Origin of the sequence: Alienimonas chondri, from assembly GCF_013036045.1 — a bacterium.
Taxonomy (GTDB): domain Bacteria; phylum Planctomycetota; class Planctomycetia; order Planctomycetales; family Planctomycetaceae; genus Alienimonas; species Alienimonas chondri.
On sequence record NZ_WTPX01000034.1, the window covers coordinates 17,321 to 38,777 of the forward strand.

Below are 21,457 nucleotides of genomic sequence, written 5' to 3' on the forward strand. Positions count from 1 at the left end.
GTTTACCTCGTGCGAACGGTTCGACCCGCCGCTCGTACGTCCCCCTTTTGCCCCGTTGACGACCCCGGGCCGCCCTTCCTCCCCCCGACCCGACCGAACGTGCCGTCCCCGCTTTGGGGGCGTCCGCAATCGGCGGGGGGAATCGGGGGCATGACGCCCCCGTCGGTCGGCCCTAAACTCAGGAGAGCCCGCACATGAGAACGATTTTCACGACCGGGCAGGTCGCCAAGATCTGTAAGGTTGCCCCCCGCACCGTTAGCAAGTGGTTCGACTCCGGTCGACTGCGCGGCTATCGGATCCCGGGGTCCCAGGACCGCCGCATCCCCCGCGAGCATCTCATCCGGTTCCTCAAGGAACACGGGATGCCCCTGGGAGAGCTTGAAGATGAGGCGATGGGCAAGTTGCTCATCGTCGGGACCGGGGGCGAAGTGCTCGCCGGATTGACGGAGATGCTCGGCGAGAACGAGTTCAAACTCGAAACCGCCGCCAGCGGATTCGAGGCCGGGATTCAGGCCGAATCTCTGCACCCGGACGGGGTCGTGATCGACTTCGTCATGGGCCGCAGCGAAGCCCTGATGATCGCCGCGAACCTCCGCAAGAACGCCCAGTACAGCGACACCGTGCTGGTCGGGTTGATCTCGGACGAAGACAGCGCCAGCGGTTTCGACCGCACGCTGTTCAACGAGACCTTCCGCAAGCCCTTCGACACCGCGTTGCTCGCGGAGCGGATCAAGACCCTCGTCAGCCGCAAAAAGCAGCTGGCGTAGTCCGTCCGCACGACGGGTTCGTCCGAACTCGACGTCGATCCCGCCGCCGCGTCCCCGGCCCGCACCCTCGGGCCGGCTCTCCCCCCAGCGGGGCCGGGCCGACACGACGGCGAACGGATGCGGCGGTGAACGGACGGCGAACCCGATGTGCGTGTGAAACCCCCGCCCCCCGAGCGACCGACGTGGTCGTTTCGGGGAGCGGGGGTTTTTGCTGCGCCGCGGCTAAACTCCGCGTGTGAACGTCAAGAAGGCCATCCCATCGGCGCCCGGATTCGCTTGGCGAACGCGGCTGCGGCGGTATGGGCCGCCGGTCGCTGCGATCGCGGCGACCTTCCTCGCGGTCGTCTGCCAACTCGACCCCGGCGGGTCCGATCCCGGCATGCCGCAGGGGCCGGGGCTGACGGTCGACGAAGGCTTCTACACCCAGCAGGGCGTGTACCTCGCCGCGACGCGGCACTTCGGCCTCGCCCTGCTCTCCCCCACGACGCTGGGCGAGATCTTCGATACCGACGCCGGCTACATGGCCGACCATCCGCCGCTGGCGAAGCTGTGGCTGGGCCTCTGGCATGACGTGGCCTGGTGGGCGCACGCCCCCGAAGATCCCGGCGGCCCGTTCAGCGTCGCCCGGGCGCGCGTCGGCAGCGCCGCGGCGTTCGCGCTGACCGTCGGCCTGCTGGTTGGCTGCGGCGCGCGTTGGTTCGGTCTCCCGACCGGGTTGGCGGCTGGGGCAAGTCTGGTTCTGATGCCGCGGGTGTTCGGGCACGCCCACATCACCTCGCTGGAGACGGTCACGAACCTGTTCTTCACCGCCTGCCTGTGCGGCGTCGCCGCGTGGTGGGATCCGCGCGTCATGAACTACAAACGGGCGTCGCTGTGCGGGCTGCTGTTCGGCTTGGCGCTGCTCTGCAAGATTCAGGGGGCGCTGCTGGGACCGACGATCGCCGCGTGGGCGCTCTATCACGCCGGGCGCGAGCACGGGTGGAAGGAGTGCTGGCGGGCGATCGGCCCGGTCGCGGCGTTCGGCGGCGTGGGGCTGACGGCGTTCGTCCTCGGCTGGCCCTACCTGTGGCTGAACCCCGGCGAGCACGTCCCGGCGTTCATCGGCACGATCACCGAGCGCCTGCCGGTGCGGAACTACTACATGGGTCAGGTCTGGAACGGCGAGAGCCTCGATCCGACGCCTTGGCACTACCCGCTGGTCATGACGCTCGCCACGGTCCCAATCGGGCTGACGGCGCTCGCACTCGTCCCCTTCCTAACCAGCGAGCCGGGGGCGTCAGCCCCCGGAGCGTTCCGCGCCCGCCTCGCCGCCCGATTCGACGACCCGCGACTCACCCTGTTCGTCGCCGCGACGCTCGTGCCGCTGGCACTCGTCTGCACGCGCGGCGAGAGCCTGTACGACGGGGTGCGGCTGTGGCTGGTGATCTTCCCGCCGCTGGCCCTGCTCGCCGGGTTCGGGGCCGGATTGCTGTACCAACGGATTCAGTCATGGCGGCCGAAGCTCGCGGCGCCGGCGGTGATCGGGTTGCTGGCGGTTCAGGGGGTGAACGTCATGTCGATGAGTCCGGTGTGGCTCAGTTCCTACTCCGCGGTGGTCGGCGGACTGTGGGGGGCGGATCGGCTGGGGTTCGAGCGGAACTACTGGGGGGATGCGGTGACGCGGGATCTGCTGATCGCTGCAGACCGCGACGCGCCCTCCGGCGAACCCATTGAGATTCAGCCGCGGCTACACCAATTCGCCGATGACGACCGAGCGGCCGCCTCGCCCGTTCTCCGAGCACGGCAGCAGTCAGATGATGCTCCTCCCCCCGTCGGCGGGCTACCGATCCCCAACCCATTCGGTACGGTGCGGTTTTCCCGCCTGGCTTGGTGGCAGGAAATTGAGGAACAGTTCGTCGTCTCGTACGTCACCTTGCTGATCGATCGCCCGGGCCGTTTTCTACCGGCGGATCGCTTCGTCCAGCGACAGGGGGTCGTGCTGGCGGTCGCCGATGTCGGCGCCGAGGTTCCGCAGCCAACCGAGGCGGAGTGGGCCGAGATGATGCCGAAAGACGCCCCCGAAGCTCTCGGGATCGAGGTGGAGGCGGATGAACCGTACTTTTTGAAACCCGACGTGATGCTCGACACGGAGGGCTAAGGCCCCCCGCTCGCCGTCTTCCCCTCGTCCTTCCGCCTTCGCCTTTCCGCCTTGTCCCAGTCCCTCACCCACTTCGACGAAACCGGCGCCGCCCGGATGGTGGACGTCGCCGCCAAACCGGTCACGCAACGCACCGCGGTCGCGGAGGCGACGGTGCGCTGCGAACCGGCGACGCTGGACCTCATCCTCTCCGGCGACGGCAAGAAGGGAGACGTGCGGCAGGTGGCGCGCATCGCCGGCATTCAGGCCGCGAAGAATACGGGGCAACTCATTCCCCTCTGCCATCCGCTGCCGTTGGACGGGGTGACGGTCGACTTCGCCTCCCAGCCGCCCGGACGGCTGACCGTCACCGCGTCGGTCACCTGCACCGGGCGGACGGGGGTGGAGATGGAGGCGTTGTGCGCCGCATCGGTCGCGGCTCTGACCGTGTACGACATGGTGAAAGCCGTGGATCGCGGGATGACCGTCGAGACGGTTCGCCTGCTCAGCAAGACCGGGGGACGCAGCGGGGATTGGCAGGCTGGTCAAACTACGCCGGCTGACTAGGGCAAGTCGACGCGTCTATCGCATGGCCCGGTGAAACGTCGCGGCTGTCGCCGGTTGCCCCGGCATGAACGCCGCAGCGCTCCCGCCCCCCGCCCCGACGAGCGTTCGCCGAGAAGCGTCGCCCTCACGTTCGGCCGCGAACCCGTCGGAGACGGAGGCCCAGCTACTGGCGGAGGTGGTCGAGCTAATCGGCGGCGACCTCGCCGCCTGCGAGCGGATCTACGCGGACGAACTGGCCAGCGCTCACCCCGCCGTCCGGGACGTGCGGGACCACGTCGCCCGTTACCGCGGCAAGCGCCTCCGTCCGATCCTCACCCTGCTGGCCGGCGCCGCGTGCGGGGAGGTGAACGACAAACACCGCACCCTCGCTGCGGTGGTGGAGATGGTCCACGCCGCGACGCTGGTGCACGACGACGTGCTGGACGGGGCCGACGTGCGTCGCCACGTCGCCACGGTGCATTCACGCTGGAACCCGCGGACGGCGGTGCTGTTCGGGGACTTCTTATTCACGCACGCGTTTCACTTGGCCGCGACGGTGGACGCCGCCGCCTGCCGGGCGATCGGGGCGGCGACGAACGCCGTGTGCGAGGGCGAACTGACGCAGATTCACGAGCGAGGCAACGCCGACCTGACGGAAGCGGAGTACTTCGCGATCGTCGGCGGCAAAACCGCCGCGCTGACCGCGGTCAGTGCCGAACTGGGCGCCGTGCACGCCGGGGCGGACGAGGCGACGGTCGAGGCGCTGCGGAGCTACGGGGAGGACTTGGGCGTCGCGTTTCAGATCGCCGACGACCTGCTCGATCTGGTCGGCGAAGAGGGCTGCGTGGGCAAATCGTTGGGATCCGACCTCTCGGAAAAGAAGCTCACCCTGCCGCTGATTCGCCTGCGGGACCGTCTGCCCGAGGGGGAATCGCAGCAGTTGAAAACCCTGCTGGCCGACCCGCCCGCCGACGCCCGCGAACGACTCCTGCCGCTTCTCCAGCGGACGGGGGCGTTGGAGAGCGCCGTCGCGACCGCTCGTGAGCGAGCCGCCGCCGCCGTCGCCCGACTGGATGAGCTACCGGACTCCGACGCTAAACGGCTTCTGGTCCGCCTCGCCCGATTCAGCGTGCGGCGCACGTTTTGAACCCTTCTAGGTTCGCCGTCGCCGCTAGGCGGCGCGCTGTCCGCACGACGCGCGCCGCCTAGCGGCGACGGCGAACCGGGGCGAACGTCCACGTCAGCGCCGGTCGTTCATGCGGGTGTAGACGAGGATGTAGTACAGCATCGTCGCGGCGGTGCTGAGCGTCGCGGCGACGTAGGTCCACGCGGCGGCGTTCAGGCACTTCCGCACCCATTCGCCGCCCTCCGCATCGACGATGCCGAGGTCCGCGACCAGCCGTTTCGCCCGGTTGGAGGCGTCGAACTCGACGGGAAGATTGATGACTTGAAACGCAAGAATCGCCCCATATCCCAGGATCCCCAGCAGGATCAGCGGCGAGGCGAAGCTGTAGGCCTGAATCCACATCGCCAGAAAGCCGCCCATGATGGCGACGCCGGCGATCTTCCCGCCGGCCGTCGCGGCGGGGACGGCCAACGCCCGCAGCGCCATCGGTCCGTAGTTGGTCGCGTCCTGCAAGGCGTGGCCGGCTTCGTGCGCAGCGATGCCGACCGCCGCGGCACTGCGTCGACCGTAGATCTCCGGCGAGAGTCGCAAGGTTTTCGTGCGAGGATCGTAGTGGTCGGACAGTTCGCCCTCCACCGGTTCGATGCGGACGTGCTGCAAGCCCGCCCGATCGAGAATCAGCCGGGCCGCGGCGGCGCCGGTCATGTTCGCGGCGACGCGGCCGCCGGCGGCGACGTTGCTCTTCACCCGCCATTGCGCCCACATCATCAGGGCCATCGGCGGGAGGGCGAGCAGGAAATAGAGGGGGTCGAAGTGGATCATCGATAGGGCGTTCAGTTGCGGATACAGCCCGGGAGTTCGCCCGAGCGGACAGATTCTTACGCCGATTGCGAACCGAACGAGGGGAGATTCGCCGCGGAATCGACGCGGATTCGACGGGGAGCCGGCTACGATGCGGCGGCGTTCACCTTCCCCGTCGCTTCTCGTCGCTCGGCCCGCTCAGGGGGCTGACGGCCCCGCTCGCCATGTCTTTGCCGTCCCATCTGAACGTCACGCAGAAGCTGCGGGTGCCGACCGACGAGTTCACCCTCACCTACGCGCGCAGCGGCGGGCCGGGGGGGCAGAACGTCAACAAGGTGGAGACCAAGGCGGTGCTGCGCTGGCCGATCGCGGACTCGCCCAGCCTGCCGGAGGACGTCAAAGACCGGTTTCTTCGCCAGTACGGGACGCGGATCAACAACGACGGCGAACTGGTGATGGCCTGCGACGAGCACCGCGATCAACCGAGCAACCGGACCGCGGTCCTGGAGCGACTGACCGGGATGCTCGCCAACGTGGCCCGTCCGCCGAAGAAACGTCGGCCGACGAAGCCGACCAAAGGTTCGCAACGCCGCCGGATCGCCGCCAAGAAGCAGCGGGGACAGCAAAAGAAGCTCCGCCGACCCCCCGGCCGCGACGCCTGACCGGCGACCTCCCCAGCGGGCGATACGCCTGGCGCCCTATGCCCCGACTGCCCGGAAGCGTTTGAATGATGCGGTCGTTCCGTCCGCATGGTCTCCCCCGATGCCCGCCGCCGTCGCCAGCCAGGATCTCGCCGAGAAATCGGCGCTCGCCCTCGAGCTTCATCGTCGGTTGGGAGAGGAGTACGGCGTTCCCGTGCCGTACTTCCATAGTCTTTCCCCGATGGCGGAGCTGCTCAGTTCCTTCCTGTCGCACCGCACCCGCAACTCGGACAGCGGCCGTGCGTTCAAGCAGCTCCGCGCCCGCTTTCCGACGTGGGCGGAGGTTCGCGACGCCCCGACGGGGGAGGTGGAAGCCGAACTCGCCCCCTGCACGTGGCCGGAACAGAAAGCCCCCCGATTACAGGCGATCCTGCGACTCGTGACGGAGCGTCGCGGAGCGGTCGACGACGACTCTCTGGACTTCCTCGCCGACCTGCCCGTGGCGGAGGCGCGGGCCTGGTTGGAAGAACTGCCCGGCGTGGGACCGAAGACAAGCGCCGCGACGCTTTGCTTCTCTCGACTCCGTCGACCGGCGCTGCCCGTCGATAGCCATCACCATCGCGTCGCTCAACGGACGGGACTGATACCGAAATCCCTCGCCGTCGGCCCCTCGCACGCCCGACTTGAAGCGCTGCTGCCGGCCGAATGGAGCGGCCAGCAGGTGTACGATCATCACGAATTGCTGATGTTTCTGGGCCAGCGGGTCTGTCACTATCGCGGGCCGAAGTGTTCGCGCTGCCCCGTCCTCGATCTTTGCCCCACGGGACTGGCACGAACCGAACCGCCTCGGGAGAAACCGCGGTGAGCGACGCGGGGGGAGACCCGACGGATTGGCAATCGAGGGCCGGGCGGGGATGATGGGCGTTCGAGACCGGCGATTCGCCGGCCCACTGCCCGGAGACGCATGCATGTTCGGCCGCAAAAACGACGACGAGTTCGACGACGACGAGGAGCACGAGCCGGAGTACGACCTCGTCAGCTTCCGCGGTCCGCTCTCCGGCGATCCGGTCGATATGAGCGCTCACGCCTCGGTCGCCCGCGTCGGCCTCGGCCCGGCTCGTGAGATGATTTCGGACGCGCTCAGCCGTCGTGGCGAGATGGTCCGCCTCGACACCCGCGGCGCCGCCGCGGCCGTCCGCACCTATATCGACGGCGTCGCCTATCCCGGCGGACGCATGCCGGCCCGTCAGGCCGCGGCGATCACGCAGGTGCTCAAACTGCTCGCCGGGCTGGACGTCAAAGTCCGGGACAAGAAACAGTCCGGCGGGATCAATGCCGATCTGGACGGCGTGAAATACGTTCTGCGCATCGACACCGAACCGGCCGGCAAATCCGAGCGGCTGACCGTCCGGGCCGAGAACCAGAAGGAGAAATTGGAGAAGCCGGAGGAACTCGGCTTCCCGCCGGATCTGAAGGAGATGATCCGCGAGATGGCCGGCGGCGAGAAGGGCGGGCTGTTCGTCGTCGGTCCCCCGCTCTCCGGGGTGACGACCACCACGTTCGGCGTGCTCCGCAGCGTCGACAGCTACGTCTATAACATCTATGCGATCGGCGACCTCGGCGGCCGCGATCTGCACACGCTGACGGACTTCACCCCCAACGAGGGCGAATCGCTCGACGACGCTCTCGTCCGCGTCATTCGTGCGGAGGCGGACGTGATCTACGTCGACCGCGTCGAATCGAAGGAGAGCGCCGCCCAGGTTCTGAAGTTCGGCGAGGATCTGTCGATCATCGGCGAACTGGCCGCCAAGGATCTCGTCTCCGGCATCGGACAGTTGTGCAAGTGGTCCGGCTCCCCGGCGCTGGTCGCGGAGCGGGTCAACGGGCTGATCCAACCGCGGCTGATCCGCAAACTGTGCGGCAAGTGCAAGCAGGCCTTCCGCCCCAACCCCAAGCTCGTCGCCCGGGTCAATCTGCCGCCGGAAACCGATCTGCTGTACCGTCCGCCGGGACGGGAGGTGATGGAGGCCGAGGATTACGAACCGTGCCGCCGGTGCGGCGGGGTCGGCTATCTCGGTCGAACGGGCATCTTCGCCGTGCTGAAGATGACCGACGGCGTGAAGGAGATCCTCAACACCAAACCGAGCGCCTCCGCCCTGAAACAGCAGATCCGCACCGATGGGATGCCGACCTTCGAGAGCGAAGGCCTGCGTTTGGTCGCCGAAGGCGTGACGAGCCTCGAAGAACTTCAGCGGGTCTTCCAAGAGGCGACCTGACCGTCGCGCAAGGCCGACTTGCAAGGCCGACTCAGGCCTCGGCGAGTTCCCGCAGGACGCCCGACCGGCTCGCTCCGGATCGCGGCAGGAGTAGTTCGAAGCAGGCGCCCTGCCCCCCGGACTCCAACAGCGTCAGCTCGCCCCCGTGGGCTTCGAGGATTCGGCTGCAGATCGCCAGTCCCAGTCCCGTGCCGTCGGACTTGGTGGTGAAGAACGGCTCGAACGCCTTCCGCCGCGCTTCCGGCGACAAACCGGGTCCGTTGTCCTGCACGCAGATTCGCAACGCGGGATCGTCCGGCGAGCCGTAGGGTTCCGTCCGCACCTCGATGCGCACGGGATCCGGACAGGCCGCCAGCGCGTTTTCGAACAGATTGCGGAAGACCTGCTCCAGCCGGAACACGTCCGCGGTGCAGGTCGGCGGTTCACCGCCCGGCAGCGGAAACTCCACCAGTTCCGCGCCGCGGTCGGAGCGGTCGCAAGCCTTCCAGGCCCGCCTCCAGACGTCCGAGAGACGACAGGGCGTCGGGTTCAGCCGGATCGGTCCAGCGTGCTGTCGCACGTCCTCGAATAGCCGAGAGAGCCGTCGCTGGCTCGTCTGCAGTTCGTCGATCAGGTCCGCGCTGTCGGCGTCCAGGCGATCGGCGGACTCCGCCAGCACCGTGAGACCCATCCGCAGGGCCAGCAATTCGTTGCGGGCCTCATGGGACAGCACGGCCAGCGTTTCGCCCACCGCCGCCAGCCGCTCCGACCGCAGCGTCCGCTGCTGAGCGTCGCGCAGGAGGGTCACGTCGCGAACGATGACCGCATAGTCGATGGAGCGTAACTCCGCGTCGCGCGGGAAGCGGCCGAGCGACACTTCGGCGGGAAACTCCGACCCGTCCAATCGGCGTCCCGTCAGCGCCCGACAGCGGGAGGAGGCTTTGACGTCTCCGGGGAACTCGGGCAGCAGGCGATCGATAGGCATCTCGACCAGCGACTCGCAACGTCGTCCGAACATCGCCCCCGCGGCCGGATTGCAGGACTCGACGAAGCCGTTCCGATCGACGGTCAGGATCGCGTCCGGGGCGGATTCGAGCACCGCCCGCAGACGCGCTTCGCGTTCCCGCACCTCGCTGGATCGCTTGAGCAGGAGATGCCCCAGATACGCGGTCACGCCGATGGCGAACAGCGCAATGACACGGTTCTCCAAGCCGATCCAGAACGTTTCCCCGCGCGGCGGGATCGGCAGGAAGAACCCGGTGACCGTCAACACGCAGGCCAGCAGCACCACGCCCAGCCGGATGCGGCGGCTCTCCAACCAGAGCGCCAGCAACGCCACGGAGACGTACGGAACGCCCGCCGCCACCCCCAGCGGAAAAAACAGGTCCAGGGCGAAGATCCCGACCAGCAATACGCCGATCGCTACGGGGACCGCGGACCGCCCCCGGGCCGTCATCGGACGCCCCGCGTGCGGCCGATGCGGCAACGCCTGTTCTACGGGTACGTCCATGCCCACAGAGTGTCGGGTGCGCTCGTCTGCCTTGGGGGAAAATCCCACCGGCGGAACGGATCGTATCGGCGCCCCGCCTCCTCAGACAAGCGCCCGCTCGCAGCGACCTCCGCAAGTCGAGCCGGACGGTCGCGGCGGCCCCTACAGCACCGGGTTGAACAGGCTCGCGGCCGCTTCGCCCAACCGTTGAGCCAACGGGCGCTCGCTCCAACCCTCCACGGCGATTCGCGTCGCGGCGGAGAGGTCGCGGTCGAACTGCTCCGCCAAAGAGCGAGCGAAGGGGGCGTCCAGCGTGATGAGGGAGATCTCAAAGTTCAGCCGGAAACTGCGGGTGTCGCAGTTCGTGCTGCCGATGAGGCCGAAGCGGTCGTCCACCGTCAACAGTTTGGGATGAAACACGCCGGCGACGGCCTCGTAGATCTCCGCGCCGCTGTCCATCAGGTCGGCGTACTGCCAGCGGGCGGCCCAGCGGGTCGCCCAGGGGGAACCGGGTCCGCCGTGCATAATGCGGACTTTCACCCCCCGCCGGGCCGCGCACTGCAACGCCCGGTCGATCGGTTCGGTCGGCACGAAGTAGCCGGTGCTCAGTTCGATCGATTCCCGGGCGGCGTGGATCGCGGCGCTGTAGATGCTTTCGTGCGCCCGATCGCGGCGGTCCGGGCCGTCGTCGAGCACTCTCAGCACGACGTCGCGCAGCCATCCGTCTCCCTCCGGCTCCGGGAAGTCCTCGAAGCCGTGGTAGAGCCGCGGTTCCGTCAACGCTTCCCGGGCGATGTACAGCCAGTCCTGGGCGAAGACCCGCTGCAAGCGTCCGGCGGCGGGGCCGTAGACCTCCACGAGGGTGTCCCGCCAAGGAGCGGTCCCCGGATCCCGCGACATGTATTCGTCGCCCACGTTCACTCCGCCGGTGAAGCCGAACGCCCCGTCGATCACCACGATCTTGCGGTGGTTCCGCATGTTGAGCCGGAGGCGATCCACCAACCCGTTGGCCCGGGGGGCGAAGGTCTCGGCTTGCCCGCCGGCGTCCGTCAGCGGACGGAGGAAGCGTTTCGTCAGACCCAGCGAGCCGAAGCGGTCGTACAGCAACCGCACCTCCACGCCCCGCTTCGCCGCACGGGTGAGCGCGTCGCGGACGCGGGCGCCGGTGTCGTCGCTGCGGAAGGTGTAGAACTCCATGGAAACGGACCGCTCCGCCGCGTCGATCGCTTCCACCAGCCGGTCGATCCCGGCGGCGGCATCCGCGTACGTTCGCACCGCGTTTCCGCCCGCGGCGGGGTGCCCGGCCAGCACGCCGGACAGATCCCACACCTGCCGCAACCCCGCCGGGGCGTCCCCGGGATCCTCTTCGTCCGGGTCGGAAAGCAGGTCCTTCAGTTCATCGTCCGCTTTCCGCTTCGCGGCAGCGTACTTCCTCTCCCGGCCCGCGCTGAACACCAAGTACAGCAGCCCCCCGAGCAACGGCAGGCCGGCGATCGACAGCACCCAGGCCACCTTGCCGCTGGGCTGGGAACTTCGCGACAGCAGCACGACCGGGATCAACCCCAACGACAGCGCCCACAACCCCAGCGGGATCGTGGCCCAGGTGAGGTGATCCGCCATCCAATGGGCGAGGGCTTCGACGGATTCCATCGACGGGGCGTTTAGGGGCGTTCGGGGGCGAGCAGCGGGCCGGAGAACCGGAAGGTCGGGGGAACCTAGCCGCGGTCGGCGGCGGCCGGTACGGTCTCCGCCCGCTTCTTCCCCCACCGCTCCTCAATTGCGACTCCGGCACCGATGATCTCTTTGGAAGGCAAAACCGGGCTGGTGTTCGGCATCGCCAACGACCGCAGCATCGCCGCCGCCATCGCTCAGCAGTGCCACGACGCCGGCGCCGAGATGGCCTTCACCCACCTGCCGGACGCCGACCCGGAACGTCCCAAGGCCCGCAATCGCTGCCTAAAGGTGGTGAAGGACTGGAATCCGAAGCTCGTGCTGCCCTGCGACGTCTCCGACGACGCTCAGTTGGACGAAGTCTTCGACAAGGTGAAGGCGGAGCACGGAAAGCTGGATTTCGTGCTGCACAGCATCGCGTTCGCCTCGCTGGACGATCTCAAGGTGCCCACCTACCAGTGCAGCCGCGAAGGCTTCAAGCTGGCGATGGACATCTCCTGCTACTCCCTGCTGGCGCTGGCTAAGCGGGCCGAACCGCTGATGACCGACGGCGGGTCGATCCTCGCGATGACCTACCTCGGCGGGGAACGGGTCATCCCCGGCTACAACATGATGGGCGTCTGCAAAGCGGCGCTGGAGTGCAGCGTGCGGTACGCCGCGGCGGAACTGGGGCCGAAGAACATCCGGGTGAACGCGATTTCGGCCGGTCCGCTGCGGACGCTCGCCGCCAGCGCCGTCGGCGATTTCTCCGCGATGAGCAAGCTCTACGAGACGTTCAGCCCGATGCGGCGGAACATCACGGCGGAGGAAGTCGGCAGCGCCGGGGCGTTCCTGCTCAGCGGCGCCTCCAGCGGCATCACGGGCGAGAACCTGCACGTGGACGCCGGCTTCCACGCCGTCGCCGCCCCGCCGGAAGACGCGCAAGAGTAAGTCTGGAAGGGACCGCACGGACGGGTGCGTGAGGAGGGCGGACGGCGGTATCGTGCAGAGATGCTCGCCACCGCCCTGCTCCTCGCCGCCATGTCCGCCGACCCCGCCGCGCCCATTCCGATCTACCTCGGCACCGGCGCCGACGGCATCTATCGAACGACCCTCGACCCGGCCACCGGCGAGTTGAGCGAACCGACGCGGGCTGCTGCGATCGCTCGGCCGGGGTTCCTCGCCGCTCATTCATCGGGCAAAAAGCTCTACGCCGTGACGGAGGGCACCTCCGTGACGGAGTTCACCGTGGCCGCGGACGGCTCCCTGACCGAAACGGGCGAGGCGTCGGTCGCCCCCGGCGGCGCCAAAGCGGGGCCGTGTCATGTCGACGTGATGCCCGGCGGCGGGGCGGTGATTGCGGCGAACTACGGGGGCGGCAGCGTTTCCTCCTTCCCGCTCTCCGCCGACGGCACGCTCGGCGAGCGCGCCAGCTTCGTTCAGCACGAAGGCTCCAGCGTCGATCCGAAGCGGCAGACGGCGCCGCACGCCCACTGCTCCACCCCGGCGCCGGGCGGCCGGTTCGCCGTCTTCGCCGACCTGGGACTCGACAAGCTGTTCGTCTACGAGGTCGATCCCGAGACCGGCGCCCTGTCCGAACACAGCGTTGCCGACACGCCCCCCGGCGGCGGACCTCGGCACATCGCCTTCACCCCGGATGGACGGTTCGCCTACTGCTGTCTGGAGATGGGCAACGAGATCCTCGCCCTGAAATGGGACGGCGACGCCGGCACGCTGACCTCGATCGAGACCAAGCCCACGCTCCCGGAGGACTGGACCGGCGGCGGCACGACCGCGGAGGTCCGCGTGCACCCCAGCGGCAAGTGGGTCTACGTGACGAACCGCGGCCATAACAGCATCGCCGTCTACGGCATCGCGGACGACGGCTCGCTGACGCCCGTCGAGATCGCCCCGGCCACGGTGGAGATCCCCCGCGGTATGAACCTCACGCCGGACGGCCGATTCCTGATCGCCTGCGGGCAAAACACGGACGACGTCGTCACGTGCTCCGTGAACATGGAGACCGGGCGGCTCACCCCCACCGGCTCCCGGGTCAGCGTTCCCAAGCCGATCGACGCCCTGCCGCTGCCGACCCGGTAAGTCTCGGCTTGCCTGACGACGGCGATGTCGGCCGTGCGGGTTGACGGTTCGATCGGCCCGGCCAGAATGCCGGACCGATACAGGCGTTCCCCGGTACGGCCCGCGAGGGCGACCGGGCCGTCGAGATCGACCGCGGCTTGCACGGAGGTCCGCCGCCGCTTGGCGATGAGGGCGCCGATCGTGCGACTGCGGCCAGCCCTGGCCCCCGCCGAACGCCGTCGATGCCCGCGAAGAAGTCTGCCCCGGCCGCCAAGCCGTCCAGTAAGAAGAAAGGGCGCAAAAAGGGAGCCGCCAGCGCGACGGAGATCACCGTTCGCGGGGCCCGCGAACACAATCTTCGGGACGTCTCGCTGACGCTCCCGAAGAACCAATTGGTCGTCTTCACCGGCGTCTCCGGCAGCGGCAAGAGTTCTCTCGCCTTCGACACCCTCTATGCCGAGGGCCAGCGGCGCTACGTCGAGTCGCTCAGCAGCTACGCCCGGCAATTCCTCGGGCAGATGCCGAAGCCGGAGGTCGACTATATCGGCGGCCTCGCCCCGTCGATCAGCATTCAACAGAAGACCGCCGGGCGGAACCCCCGCAGCACCGTCGGCACGATCACGGAGGTCTACGACTACCTCCGCGTCCTCTACGCCCGCGTCGGACAGGGGTATTGCTACGTCTCCGGCCTGCCGATTCGGGCGCAATCCACCGACCAGATCGTCGCCGCGATCGAGCAATTAGAAGCGGGGACGAAATACTCGATCCTCGCCCCGCTGATCCAGAATCAGAAGGGCGAATATCGCGATCTGTTCGAGGATCTCGCCCGCCGCGGGCACCTGCGGGCGCGGGTGGACGGCGAGGTTCACGACCTCTCCGATCCGCCGGCGTTGAAGCGGCACTTCAAGCACACGATCGAGGTCGTCGTCGACCGCCTCGTCGCCGGCAAGCAATCTCGCACGCGGCTTGCGGAGGCGGTCGAACAGGCCCTGAAGCTGTCCGGCGGCACCTTATTGGTGGCCCCGGAGGATGCCGCGGAGAAGCTCTATTCCGCCGACTATTCATGCCCAGAGAGCGGCATGAGCTACGAGCCGCCTTCGCCTCAACTGTTCTCCTTCAACAGTCCGGCGGGGATGTGTCAGTCCTGCCACGGTCTCGGCGTTCGGCATGAGTTCGACGAGGAGTTGATGGTCGCGGACGAGCGCAAGGCCGTTCGCAACGGGGCGTTGAATCTGCTCAAACCATTCAAGGACTTGGGCAAGTGGAAGAAGCATATTTATGAAGGCGCCGCCGCGGCGATCGAAGAAGACTTCGATCTGCCGAAGAAAACCTTCCTTAAAACGCCGTGGATGAAGCTGCCCGAACCGGCGCAGCGGGCATGGTTGGACGGGCTGGGCGATCGGCACGTCACGTTCCACTGGCGCGGCCGCGGCGGCTGGAAGCACGGCGGCGAGTGGGGCGGGTTCTTGAACGAACTGCTCGAATCGTATCGGGAGGCCAAGAACCCGATGCGGCGCCGTCAGCTTGAGAAATTCATGCTGACGCGCCCCTGCTCCGCCTGCGGCGGGACGCGGTTGAACAAACAGGCGAACCACGTCCGGCTCAGAACGGCCTCGAAGCCATTCGTCAAAGACTATGGTCGAGACGAGCTGAGCTTGCCGGAGATCTGCGCCCTCCCGATCAGCGCCGCGGCGGAGTTCTTCACCGATCTCGTTCTCACCGAGACCGACCGCGTAATCGCCGTCGAAGCGATCAAAGAGGTCAGCGGCCGCCTCGGTTTTCTATTGAAGTGCGGCCTGCACTATCTGTCGCTGGACCGCAGCGCCCCGACGCTCTCCGGTGGGGAGGCCCAACGGATCCGGCTCGCCGGCCAGATCGGCTGCGGGTTGGTGGGGGTGCTCTATATCCTGGATGAACCGAGCATCGGTCTGCACCCGCGCGACAACACGCTGCTGCTGGACAGCCTCCGCGACCTGCGCGACCGCGGAAACACCGTCCTCGTCGTGGAGCACGACGAAGAGACAATGCGGGCCGCCGACCATGTGGTCGACTTTGGCCCCGGCCCCGGCATCCGGGGCGGTGAACTGGTGGCGAGCGGCAGCGTCGCTGACGTCATGAAGGCTCCGCGGAGCCTCACCGGGCAGTACCTCAGCGGGAAGAAGGAGATCGAGGTTCCCGCCCAACGGCGGATGATTGATACGGGGCAGAAGAGAAAGCGTCCGGAGTCGCCCAGTAGCCAATGGCTTACGATCAGCGGCGCCACGCACAACAACCTCAAGAACGTCACCGCGGAGATCCCGCTGGGGGCGCTGGTCTGCGTGACCGGGGTGAGCGGTTCAGGGAAGTCGTCGCTGACCAACGACATCCTCTGGCAGGTCTTAAATCGCGACGTCAATGGCGGCAACGGCGAGCCGGGGGCGCACGGCGAAGTCCTCGGCCTGGACCACTTCGATAAAGCGATCGATATCGATCAGTCGCCGATCGGCCGCACGCCGCGATCGAACCCGGCGACTTACGTCAAAGTCTTCGACCTCATCCGCGACCTCTATACGAAGCTGCCGCAGAGCAGCTTGCGGGGCTTCAAACCGGGCCGATTCAGCTTCAACGTCCCCGGCGGTCGCTGCGAACATTGCGAGGGGCACGGGGCGACAAAGTTGGAAATGGATTTCCTCGCGGACATCTGGATTCCCTGTCCTGTCTGCGAGGAACGCCGTTTCAGCCGCGAAACGCTGGAGGTGAAGTTCAAAGGCGCCTCGGTCGCCGATGTTCTGAACATGGACGTCGCCGAGGCGCTGGAACACTTTGAAAACGTCCCCAAGATCAAACGCCTGCTCAAAACGTTGGCGGACGTGGGACTCGATTATCTCAAACTCGGCCAGCCGTCGCCGACGCTCTCCGGCGGCGAGGCGCAGCGGATTAAATTAGCGAGAGAACTCGGCAAGCGGAGCACCGGCAGCACCTTTTATCTGCTGGACGAACCGACGACCGGGCTGCACTTCGCGGACGTGCATAAATTGCTCGACGTGCTCCACGGTTTTGTCGATGCGGGAAACACCGTTCTGGTCGTCGAACATAGTCTGGACGTCATCAAGACGGCCGACTGGGTGATCGATATGGGTCCCGACGGCGGGGCCAGCGGCGGGCGAGTGGTCGTCGCGGGGACGCCGGAGGACGTCGCCGCCTGCGAGGAGAGCTTCACCGGCCGGGCGCTCCGAGAGGTGCTGCCGTCGTTTGCGCACGCCGAGCGCACCGCCCCCGTGAAGAAGGCCGCCCCCCCGCGAAAGACGCCGCCGATCACCGTGCGGGGGGCGTCGCAGCACAATTTGCAGAACGTCGATTTGACGTTGCCTCGCGATAAAATGACCGTCTTCGCCGGTCCCAGCGGCTCCGGCAAAAGCTCGCTGGCGATGGACACCCTCTATGCCGAGGGCCAGCGGCGGTATGTGGAATCGCTGAGCAGCTACGCCCGGCAGTTCCTCGGGCAGATGCCCAAGCCGCGGGTCGATTCCGTCGCCGGGCTCTCCCCCGCCGTGGCGATCGAGCAGAAGACCGTCGGCAGCACGCCCCGGAGCACCGTCGGCACGGTCACGGAGGTCTACGACTACCTCCGCATTCTCTTCGCCCGCCTCGGCACGCCGCATTGCCCCTCCTGCGGCACGCCGGTCGGCACCAGCACGACGGACGAAGTCGTCGGACGCGTGCTTGCCCTCAACGAGACGTACGGCAACGGCTCCCCCGCCAAGGCTCTGCTGCTCGCCCCGCAGGAGATTTATAAGGGCGAGACGTACGAAGAATTGTTCGAGCGTCTCAAAACCCGTGGCTACAGCCGCGTGCGGGTCGACGGGACGACGCATCCCCTGGACACGCCACCGAAGCTGGATCGCCGTGAAGAGCATCAATTAGAGGTGGTCGTCGATCGGGTCACGCTCGACCCGGGGCAGATCGGCCGGCTGACGGACAGCATCGAACAGGCCCTCGACCTCGGCCGCGGGGTGATACGCGTCGCCGTGGCGGAGAAATCCAAGCCGGAGCCGGAGTGGGCGACGAAGCGATTCAGCTTGCACGCCGCCTGCGAGACCTGCGATCGCAGCTTCGAGCCGCTTTCGCCGCAGAATTTCAGCTTCAACTCCCCCCTCGGCTGGTGCGACGCCTGCGAGGGACTCGGGAACGAACGCGGCACCGACCAGTCCGTGCTCATCGCGGATCCGACGCGCACGCTCCGCGACGGCGCGGTGACCGCCTGGCCCGATCCGGCCGCGAACCCGCAGTTCGCGGCCATCCTCGACGGTCTGTCGGACGCGTACGGGATCGATCTCGACGTGCCGTTCGACGCCCTTCCCGCCCCGGCCCGGCGGGCCGTGTTGTACGGCGGCGAGAAGTGGGTGAAGGCGTCGCCGAAGGGGTCGCCGTCGTTCCGCTTCCAATATAAAGGGCTCTACCCCAGCCTGACCGAGGCCAGCCGGGTCAGCTATCAATACCGGCAGCGGCTCCGCGATCTCGTCGGCGATAAACCATGCAGCCAATGCGACGCCGACCGCGTCCGCGACGACGCCGCCGCCGTGCGTTTCCGCGGCCAAACCTTGCCGGCCCTGTGCCGGTTGCCGTTGGTGGACGCCCTCGCCTTTCTACAGTCGATCACGTTGGAAGGCAGCGAGCAGAAGGTCGCCGGCGATTTGTTGAAGGAGGCGACCCATCGCCTCGGCTTCCTCGTCGAAGTCGGCCTGACCTATCTCACGCTGGATCGGTCGATGCCGACCCTCTCCGGCGGTGAGTCGCAACGGATTCGCCTCGCCGGGCAGGTCGGTCGCAGCCTCACGGGGGTGCTCTACGTCTTGGACGAACCGACGATCGGCCTACACCCGCGGGACAACGGGCGGTTGCTGACGGCGTTGAAGAAGCTCCGCGACCTCGGCAACACCGTCGTGCTGGTCGAGCACGACCGCGAGGTGATCGAAGCGGCCGATCGGCTGATCGATTTCGGTCCCGGCAGCGGACGGTTGGGCGGAACGATCACCGCCGAGGGCACGCCGAAGCAGGTGGCCAGGAGGAAGGCCTCCGTAACCGGGCGTTATCTTTCCGGGTCGGACGAGATCAAAGTTCCGACCGAACGCCGCGACGGCGGCGGCAAAGCGGTCGAATTGAAAGGCGTGCGGCACCACAACCTGCGGAACGTCGACCTCACGTTGCCGTTAGGCACGCTCGTTTGCGTGACCGGGGTGAGCGGGTCCGGCAAAAGTTCTCTCATCGAGGGTACGCTCGCTCCGGCGATCGCCCGGGCGTTGGGTCAAAGCGGCAAGACGCCCGGCCCGTTCCGCTCGCTGACGGGAACCGAGCATCTCTCCAAGATTATCGCGGTCGATCAGGCGCCGCTCGGGGCGACCCCGGCGTCGAATCCGGCGACGTACACCGGCGTCTTCGACCTGATCCGAGAACTTTATTGCCGGCTGCCGGCGGCAAAGGCGCGCGGTTATAAGCCGGCCCGATTCTCCTTCAACCGCCCCGGCGGACGCTGCGAAACGTGCGAGGGATTGGGCCAAAGGAAGATCGAAATGCACTTCCTGCCGGACGTGTGGGTCGACTGCGACGCCTGCGACGGCAAGCGCTATACCGCGGAGACATTGGTCGTCACCTATAAAGACAAATCCATCGCCGACGTGCTGGAGATGTCGATCGGGGAGGCATACGACTTGTTCGCCAACGTCCCCAAAATTCGCGCCGTGCTGGGCGTGTTGAAGGCGATCGGCCTGGACTATCTGAGCCTCGGCCAGAGCGCCCCCACGCTGTCCGGCGGCGAGGCGCAACGGGTGAAGCTCGCCGCGGAACTCGCCCGCCCGGATGCCGGACAGACGCTGTATCTGCTGGACGAGCCGACCACCGGGCTGCATCTGGCGGACATCGCCAAGCTACTCGAAGTCTTGAACGGACTGGTCGAGCGCGGCAATACCGTCTGCGTGATCGAGCACAACTTGGACGTGATTAAAACCGCGGACTGGCTCATCGACCTCGGCCCCGAAGCCGGTAGCGGCGGCGGGCGTATCGTGGCGGACGGAACCCCGGAGGACGTGGTCCGCGACGCCGCCGAGGTCAGTCACACCGCCCGACTGCTCCAGCCCGTCCTCGAGGCCAGCAGCAAAGCGGACCGGGCCGCGTTCCGCATCGAGGAGGAAGCCGCCGAACGCGAGGGGGATACGACCCTTTCCCGATTCGGCAAGCAGGAGAAGGCGCCCTGGCAGACCGACGGCGTGCGTTGGCACACCCGCGACCGCCTCGCCCACAACGGCAAACCGGCCCAATGGGAGGGGGCGCTGCTGTCGAACGTCGTCTCGACGCTCGTCGATCTCGGCGGATTTGCGGAGCCGAACTGGGGGGAACGGTCGGTCGTCGAAGTGACCGGCGACGATCGTCCGACCGGCTGGTTCCTGCACGCCAAGACCGCTCAGGAATGGTTCTGCGCCCTCACTTTCCGGGTGGCGAAGGGGCGCTTCGATCAGGCGGCGCTCCGCAAGCGGTTCCCCTGGAAGCCCGCGGACGAACTCGATCTCCCCGTCTACGGATCGGATCCGCGGGTGCGGGTGCGCGACCTGAAGGCCGACTGGCAGGAGGTCACCTTCAAGCCGCATTGGTTCAAGGAGGTGAACACGCCGGAGTTCGCCGCATTCCTCGAAGAGGCCCGGGCGAGCTATCTGGACGCGGCGTCTCCGAACGACGACGCCGATGACGACCGCGCTCCGTGGGAGCGGTTGGGTCGGGACTGGCACACGTCGCCTCAGGGCTTCACCGGTCGCGGGCCGAAGTGGAAGCCTGAGGTGCTGAACGCGCTGGCCGACACCATCGCCGCCGCGGTGCCGGACGCCGCCGCGAACTGGACGGCGAAGACGATCGTCCCCTTCACGCGGAACGGCGACGACGCCGCGTTCGCCGAACTCCACACCAAGCGTCCCGCGGGGCTGGACCTCACGATCCCGGTCGAACCCGGCTCGCTGGCTCTGGGGCGCGTCGCGACGCTGGGAGCGGAGCGCGAACTCGCCCGGCACCGCGGCGGGGAGGCGGTCAAGGTCCGCTTTCGCACGATCAAGCAGGCCTCCGACCCCAAACTGCGAGCGCTGCTGGGCGAGTTGGCCGCAGGCGATTAGCCGCCGATCGTTCAGGCGGCGTCCGGGACGGTGACGCTTTCGCCAGTCTGCTCCGGCGTCAGGCCCAACAGGAAAGGCACGGCCCGCTCGGCGAAGTCGGCGGGGTCGGCGAACGATTCCGCCTCCTCGCCCCAGTTGCCGCGGGTCATATCCGTCTCCACCACGCCGGGCGAAAACGGAACCGCGCAGAATCGGCCGGGGGCGACGCCTTCCAGATCTTGGGCCAGCGCTTTGGTCATCCCCTCGACCCCGAATTTCGCTGCGTTGTAGGGGGCCACGCCGGCGCTCGCGGAGCGGCCCCAGCCGGAGGAAAACATGACGACGGTCCGGTTCCTCGAATCGGTTCGGCTCGCGTCGATCATCCGCGGCAAGAAATGCCGGGCGAGCGAGGCGCCGGCGCCCACGCTCACCGCCAACACCGCGTTGCACCGCGCCGCCGACACCTTCCACAACGGAGCGACGTCGTTGATGAGGCCGGCGTTATGAATGAGGAGGTCCGGCACGCCGGCCTCTTGGAAGACGGCATCCGACCAGCGATCGACCTGGTCCTCCCGGGTCACGTCGACCCGCGCAAAACGGTGCGGCGGCCGAAGAACCGCCCGCAACTCGTTCAGCCGTTCCTCGCTCCGACCGCATCCGCAAATGACGTGGCCCTCCGCGGCGAATCGCTCCGCCAGCGCCCGACCGATCCCGCGTGTGCAGCCGGTGAGGGCGATGAGCTTCGGATCGGACATGGGGGCGTACCGGGGGCGGGAGAGACGATGAGTCGTAGCGAGCGGGGCGGTAGGATGACTCGAACCTCCCGCCGAAACACCCCCATGACGCCCGCTCTTCTGCTGCTGGCCCTCGCCCCC

Annotated in this window: 14 protein-coding genes; 10 read left to right on the forward strand and 4 right to left on the reverse strand. The window is 67.7% G+C overall.

The window, feature by feature from the left end:
- The first annotated feature begins 194 nt into the window (after positions 1-194).
- From LzC2_RS07310 to LzC2_RS07325, 4 genes are all read left to right on the forward strand, one after another.
- Positions 195-767 carry a helix-turn-helix domain-containing protein gene (locus tag LzC2_RS07310; protein ID WP_171185341.1) on the forward strand — a complete coding sequence of 191 codons (573 nt, stop codon included), beginning with the start codon at positions 195-197 and terminating at the stop codon, positions 765-767.
- Positions 768-1,002: 235 nt separating this feature from the next.
- Complete coding sequence (locus LzC2_RS07315) at positions 1,003-2,904, forward strand: ArnT family glycosyltransferase (protein ID WP_171185342.1); 1,902 nt, start codon at positions 1,003-1,005, stop codon at positions 2,902-2,904.
- 51 nt (positions 2,905-2,955) lie between these two features.
- Positions 2,956-3,450, forward strand: coding sequence for a cyclic pyranopterin monophosphate synthase MoaC (moaC, locus tag LzC2_RS07320; RefSeq protein ID WP_171185344.1), 495 nt, complete (start codon positions 2,956-2,958; stop codon positions 3,448-3,450).
- Positions 3,451-3,514: 64 nt separating this feature from the next.
- A complete protein-coding gene (locus LzC2_RS07325) occupies positions 3,515-4,576 on the forward strand; it encodes a polyprenyl synthetase family protein (RefSeq protein ID WP_171185347.1) in 1,062 nt (353 codons plus the stop codon).
- Positions 4,577-4,669: 93 nt separating this feature from the next.
- Here LzC2_RS07325 and LzC2_RS07330 read toward each other — a convergent pair whose 3' ends face one another.
- The gene (locus LzC2_RS07330) at positions 4,670-5,377 is read right to left on the reverse strand and encodes a zinc metallopeptidase (RefSeq protein ID WP_171185349.1); all 708 of its coding nucleotides are present in this window, start codon (positions 5,375-5,377) and stop codon (positions 4,670-4,672) included.
- Positions 5,378-5,580: 203 nt separating this feature from the next.
- Between LzC2_RS07330 and arfB the strand changes: the two genes are divergently transcribed.
- The 3 genes from arfB (at position 5,581) to LzC2_RS07345 (ending at position 8,273) form a co-directional block, all read left to right on the forward strand.
- Complete coding sequence (gene arfB / locus LzC2_RS07335; RefSeq protein WP_171185351.1) at positions 5,581-6,018, forward strand: alternative ribosome rescue aminoacyl-tRNA hydrolase ArfB; 438 nt, start codon at positions 5,581-5,583, stop codon at positions 6,016-6,018.
- A gap of 100 nt (positions 6,019-6,118) precedes the next feature.
- Positions 6,119-6,862 (forward strand): endonuclease III domain-containing protein, encoded by a 744-nt coding sequence (locus tag LzC2_RS07340; RefSeq protein WP_171185353.1) that lies wholly within the window; start codon positions 6,119-6,121, stop codon positions 6,860-6,862.
- Between the two features lie 103 nt (positions 6,863-6,965).
- Positions 6,966-8,273, forward strand: a complete 1,308-nt coding sequence (locus tag LzC2_RS07345; protein ID WP_171185355.1) for an ATPase, T2SS/T4P/T4SS family — start codon at positions 6,966-6,968, stop codon at positions 8,271-8,273.
- Positions 8,274-8,304: 31 nt separating this feature from the next.
- Here the strand turns inward: LzC2_RS07345 and LzC2_RS07350 are convergent, their stop codons facing one another.
- Positions 8,305-9,762 carry a two-component system sensor histidine kinase NtrB gene (locus LzC2_RS07350; protein ID WP_171185357.1) on the reverse strand — a complete coding sequence of 486 codons (1,458 nt, stop codon included), beginning with the start codon at positions 9,760-9,762 and terminating at the stop codon, positions 8,305-8,307.
- Positions 9,763-9,903: 141 nt separating this feature from the next.
- On the reverse strand, positions 9,904-11,391 hold the full coding sequence (gene cls / locus LzC2_RS07355) for a cardiolipin synthase (RefSeq protein WP_171185359.1): 1,488 nt from the start codon (positions 11,389-11,391) through the stop codon (positions 9,904-9,906).
- A gap of 144 nt (positions 11,392-11,535) precedes the next feature.
- Here cls and LzC2_RS07360 point away from each other — a divergent pair, with 144 nt between their 5' ends.
- The 3 genes from LzC2_RS07360 (at position 11,536) to uvrA (ending at position 20,603) form a co-directional block, all read left to right on the forward strand.
- The gene (locus tag LzC2_RS07360; protein ID WP_171185361.1) at positions 11,536-12,342 is read left to right on the forward strand and encodes an enoyl-ACP reductase FabI; all 807 of its coding nucleotides are present in this window, start codon (positions 11,536-11,538) and stop codon (positions 12,340-12,342) included.
- Between the two features lie 60 nt (positions 12,343-12,402).
- On the forward strand, positions 12,403-13,491 hold the full coding sequence (locus tag LzC2_RS07365; RefSeq protein WP_171185363.1) for a lactonase family protein: 1,089 nt from the start codon (positions 12,403-12,405) through the stop codon (positions 13,489-13,491).
- A gap of 221 nt (positions 13,492-13,712) precedes the next feature.
- Positions 13,713-20,603 (forward strand): excinuclease ABC subunit UvrA, encoded by a 6,891-nt coding sequence (uvrA, locus tag LzC2_RS07370; protein ID WP_171185365.1) that lies wholly within the window; start codon positions 13,713-13,715, stop codon positions 20,601-20,603.
- Positions 20,604-20,614: 11 nt separating this feature from the next.
- On the opposite strand, the gene LzC2_RS07375 is transcribed toward uvrA, so the two are convergent.
- The gene (locus tag LzC2_RS07375) at positions 20,615-21,337 is read right to left on the reverse strand and encodes an SDR family oxidoreductase (protein WP_171185368.1); all 723 of its coding nucleotides are present in this window, start codon (positions 21,335-21,337) and stop codon (positions 20,615-20,617) included.
- Positions 21,338-21,457 lie beyond the last annotated feature (120 nt).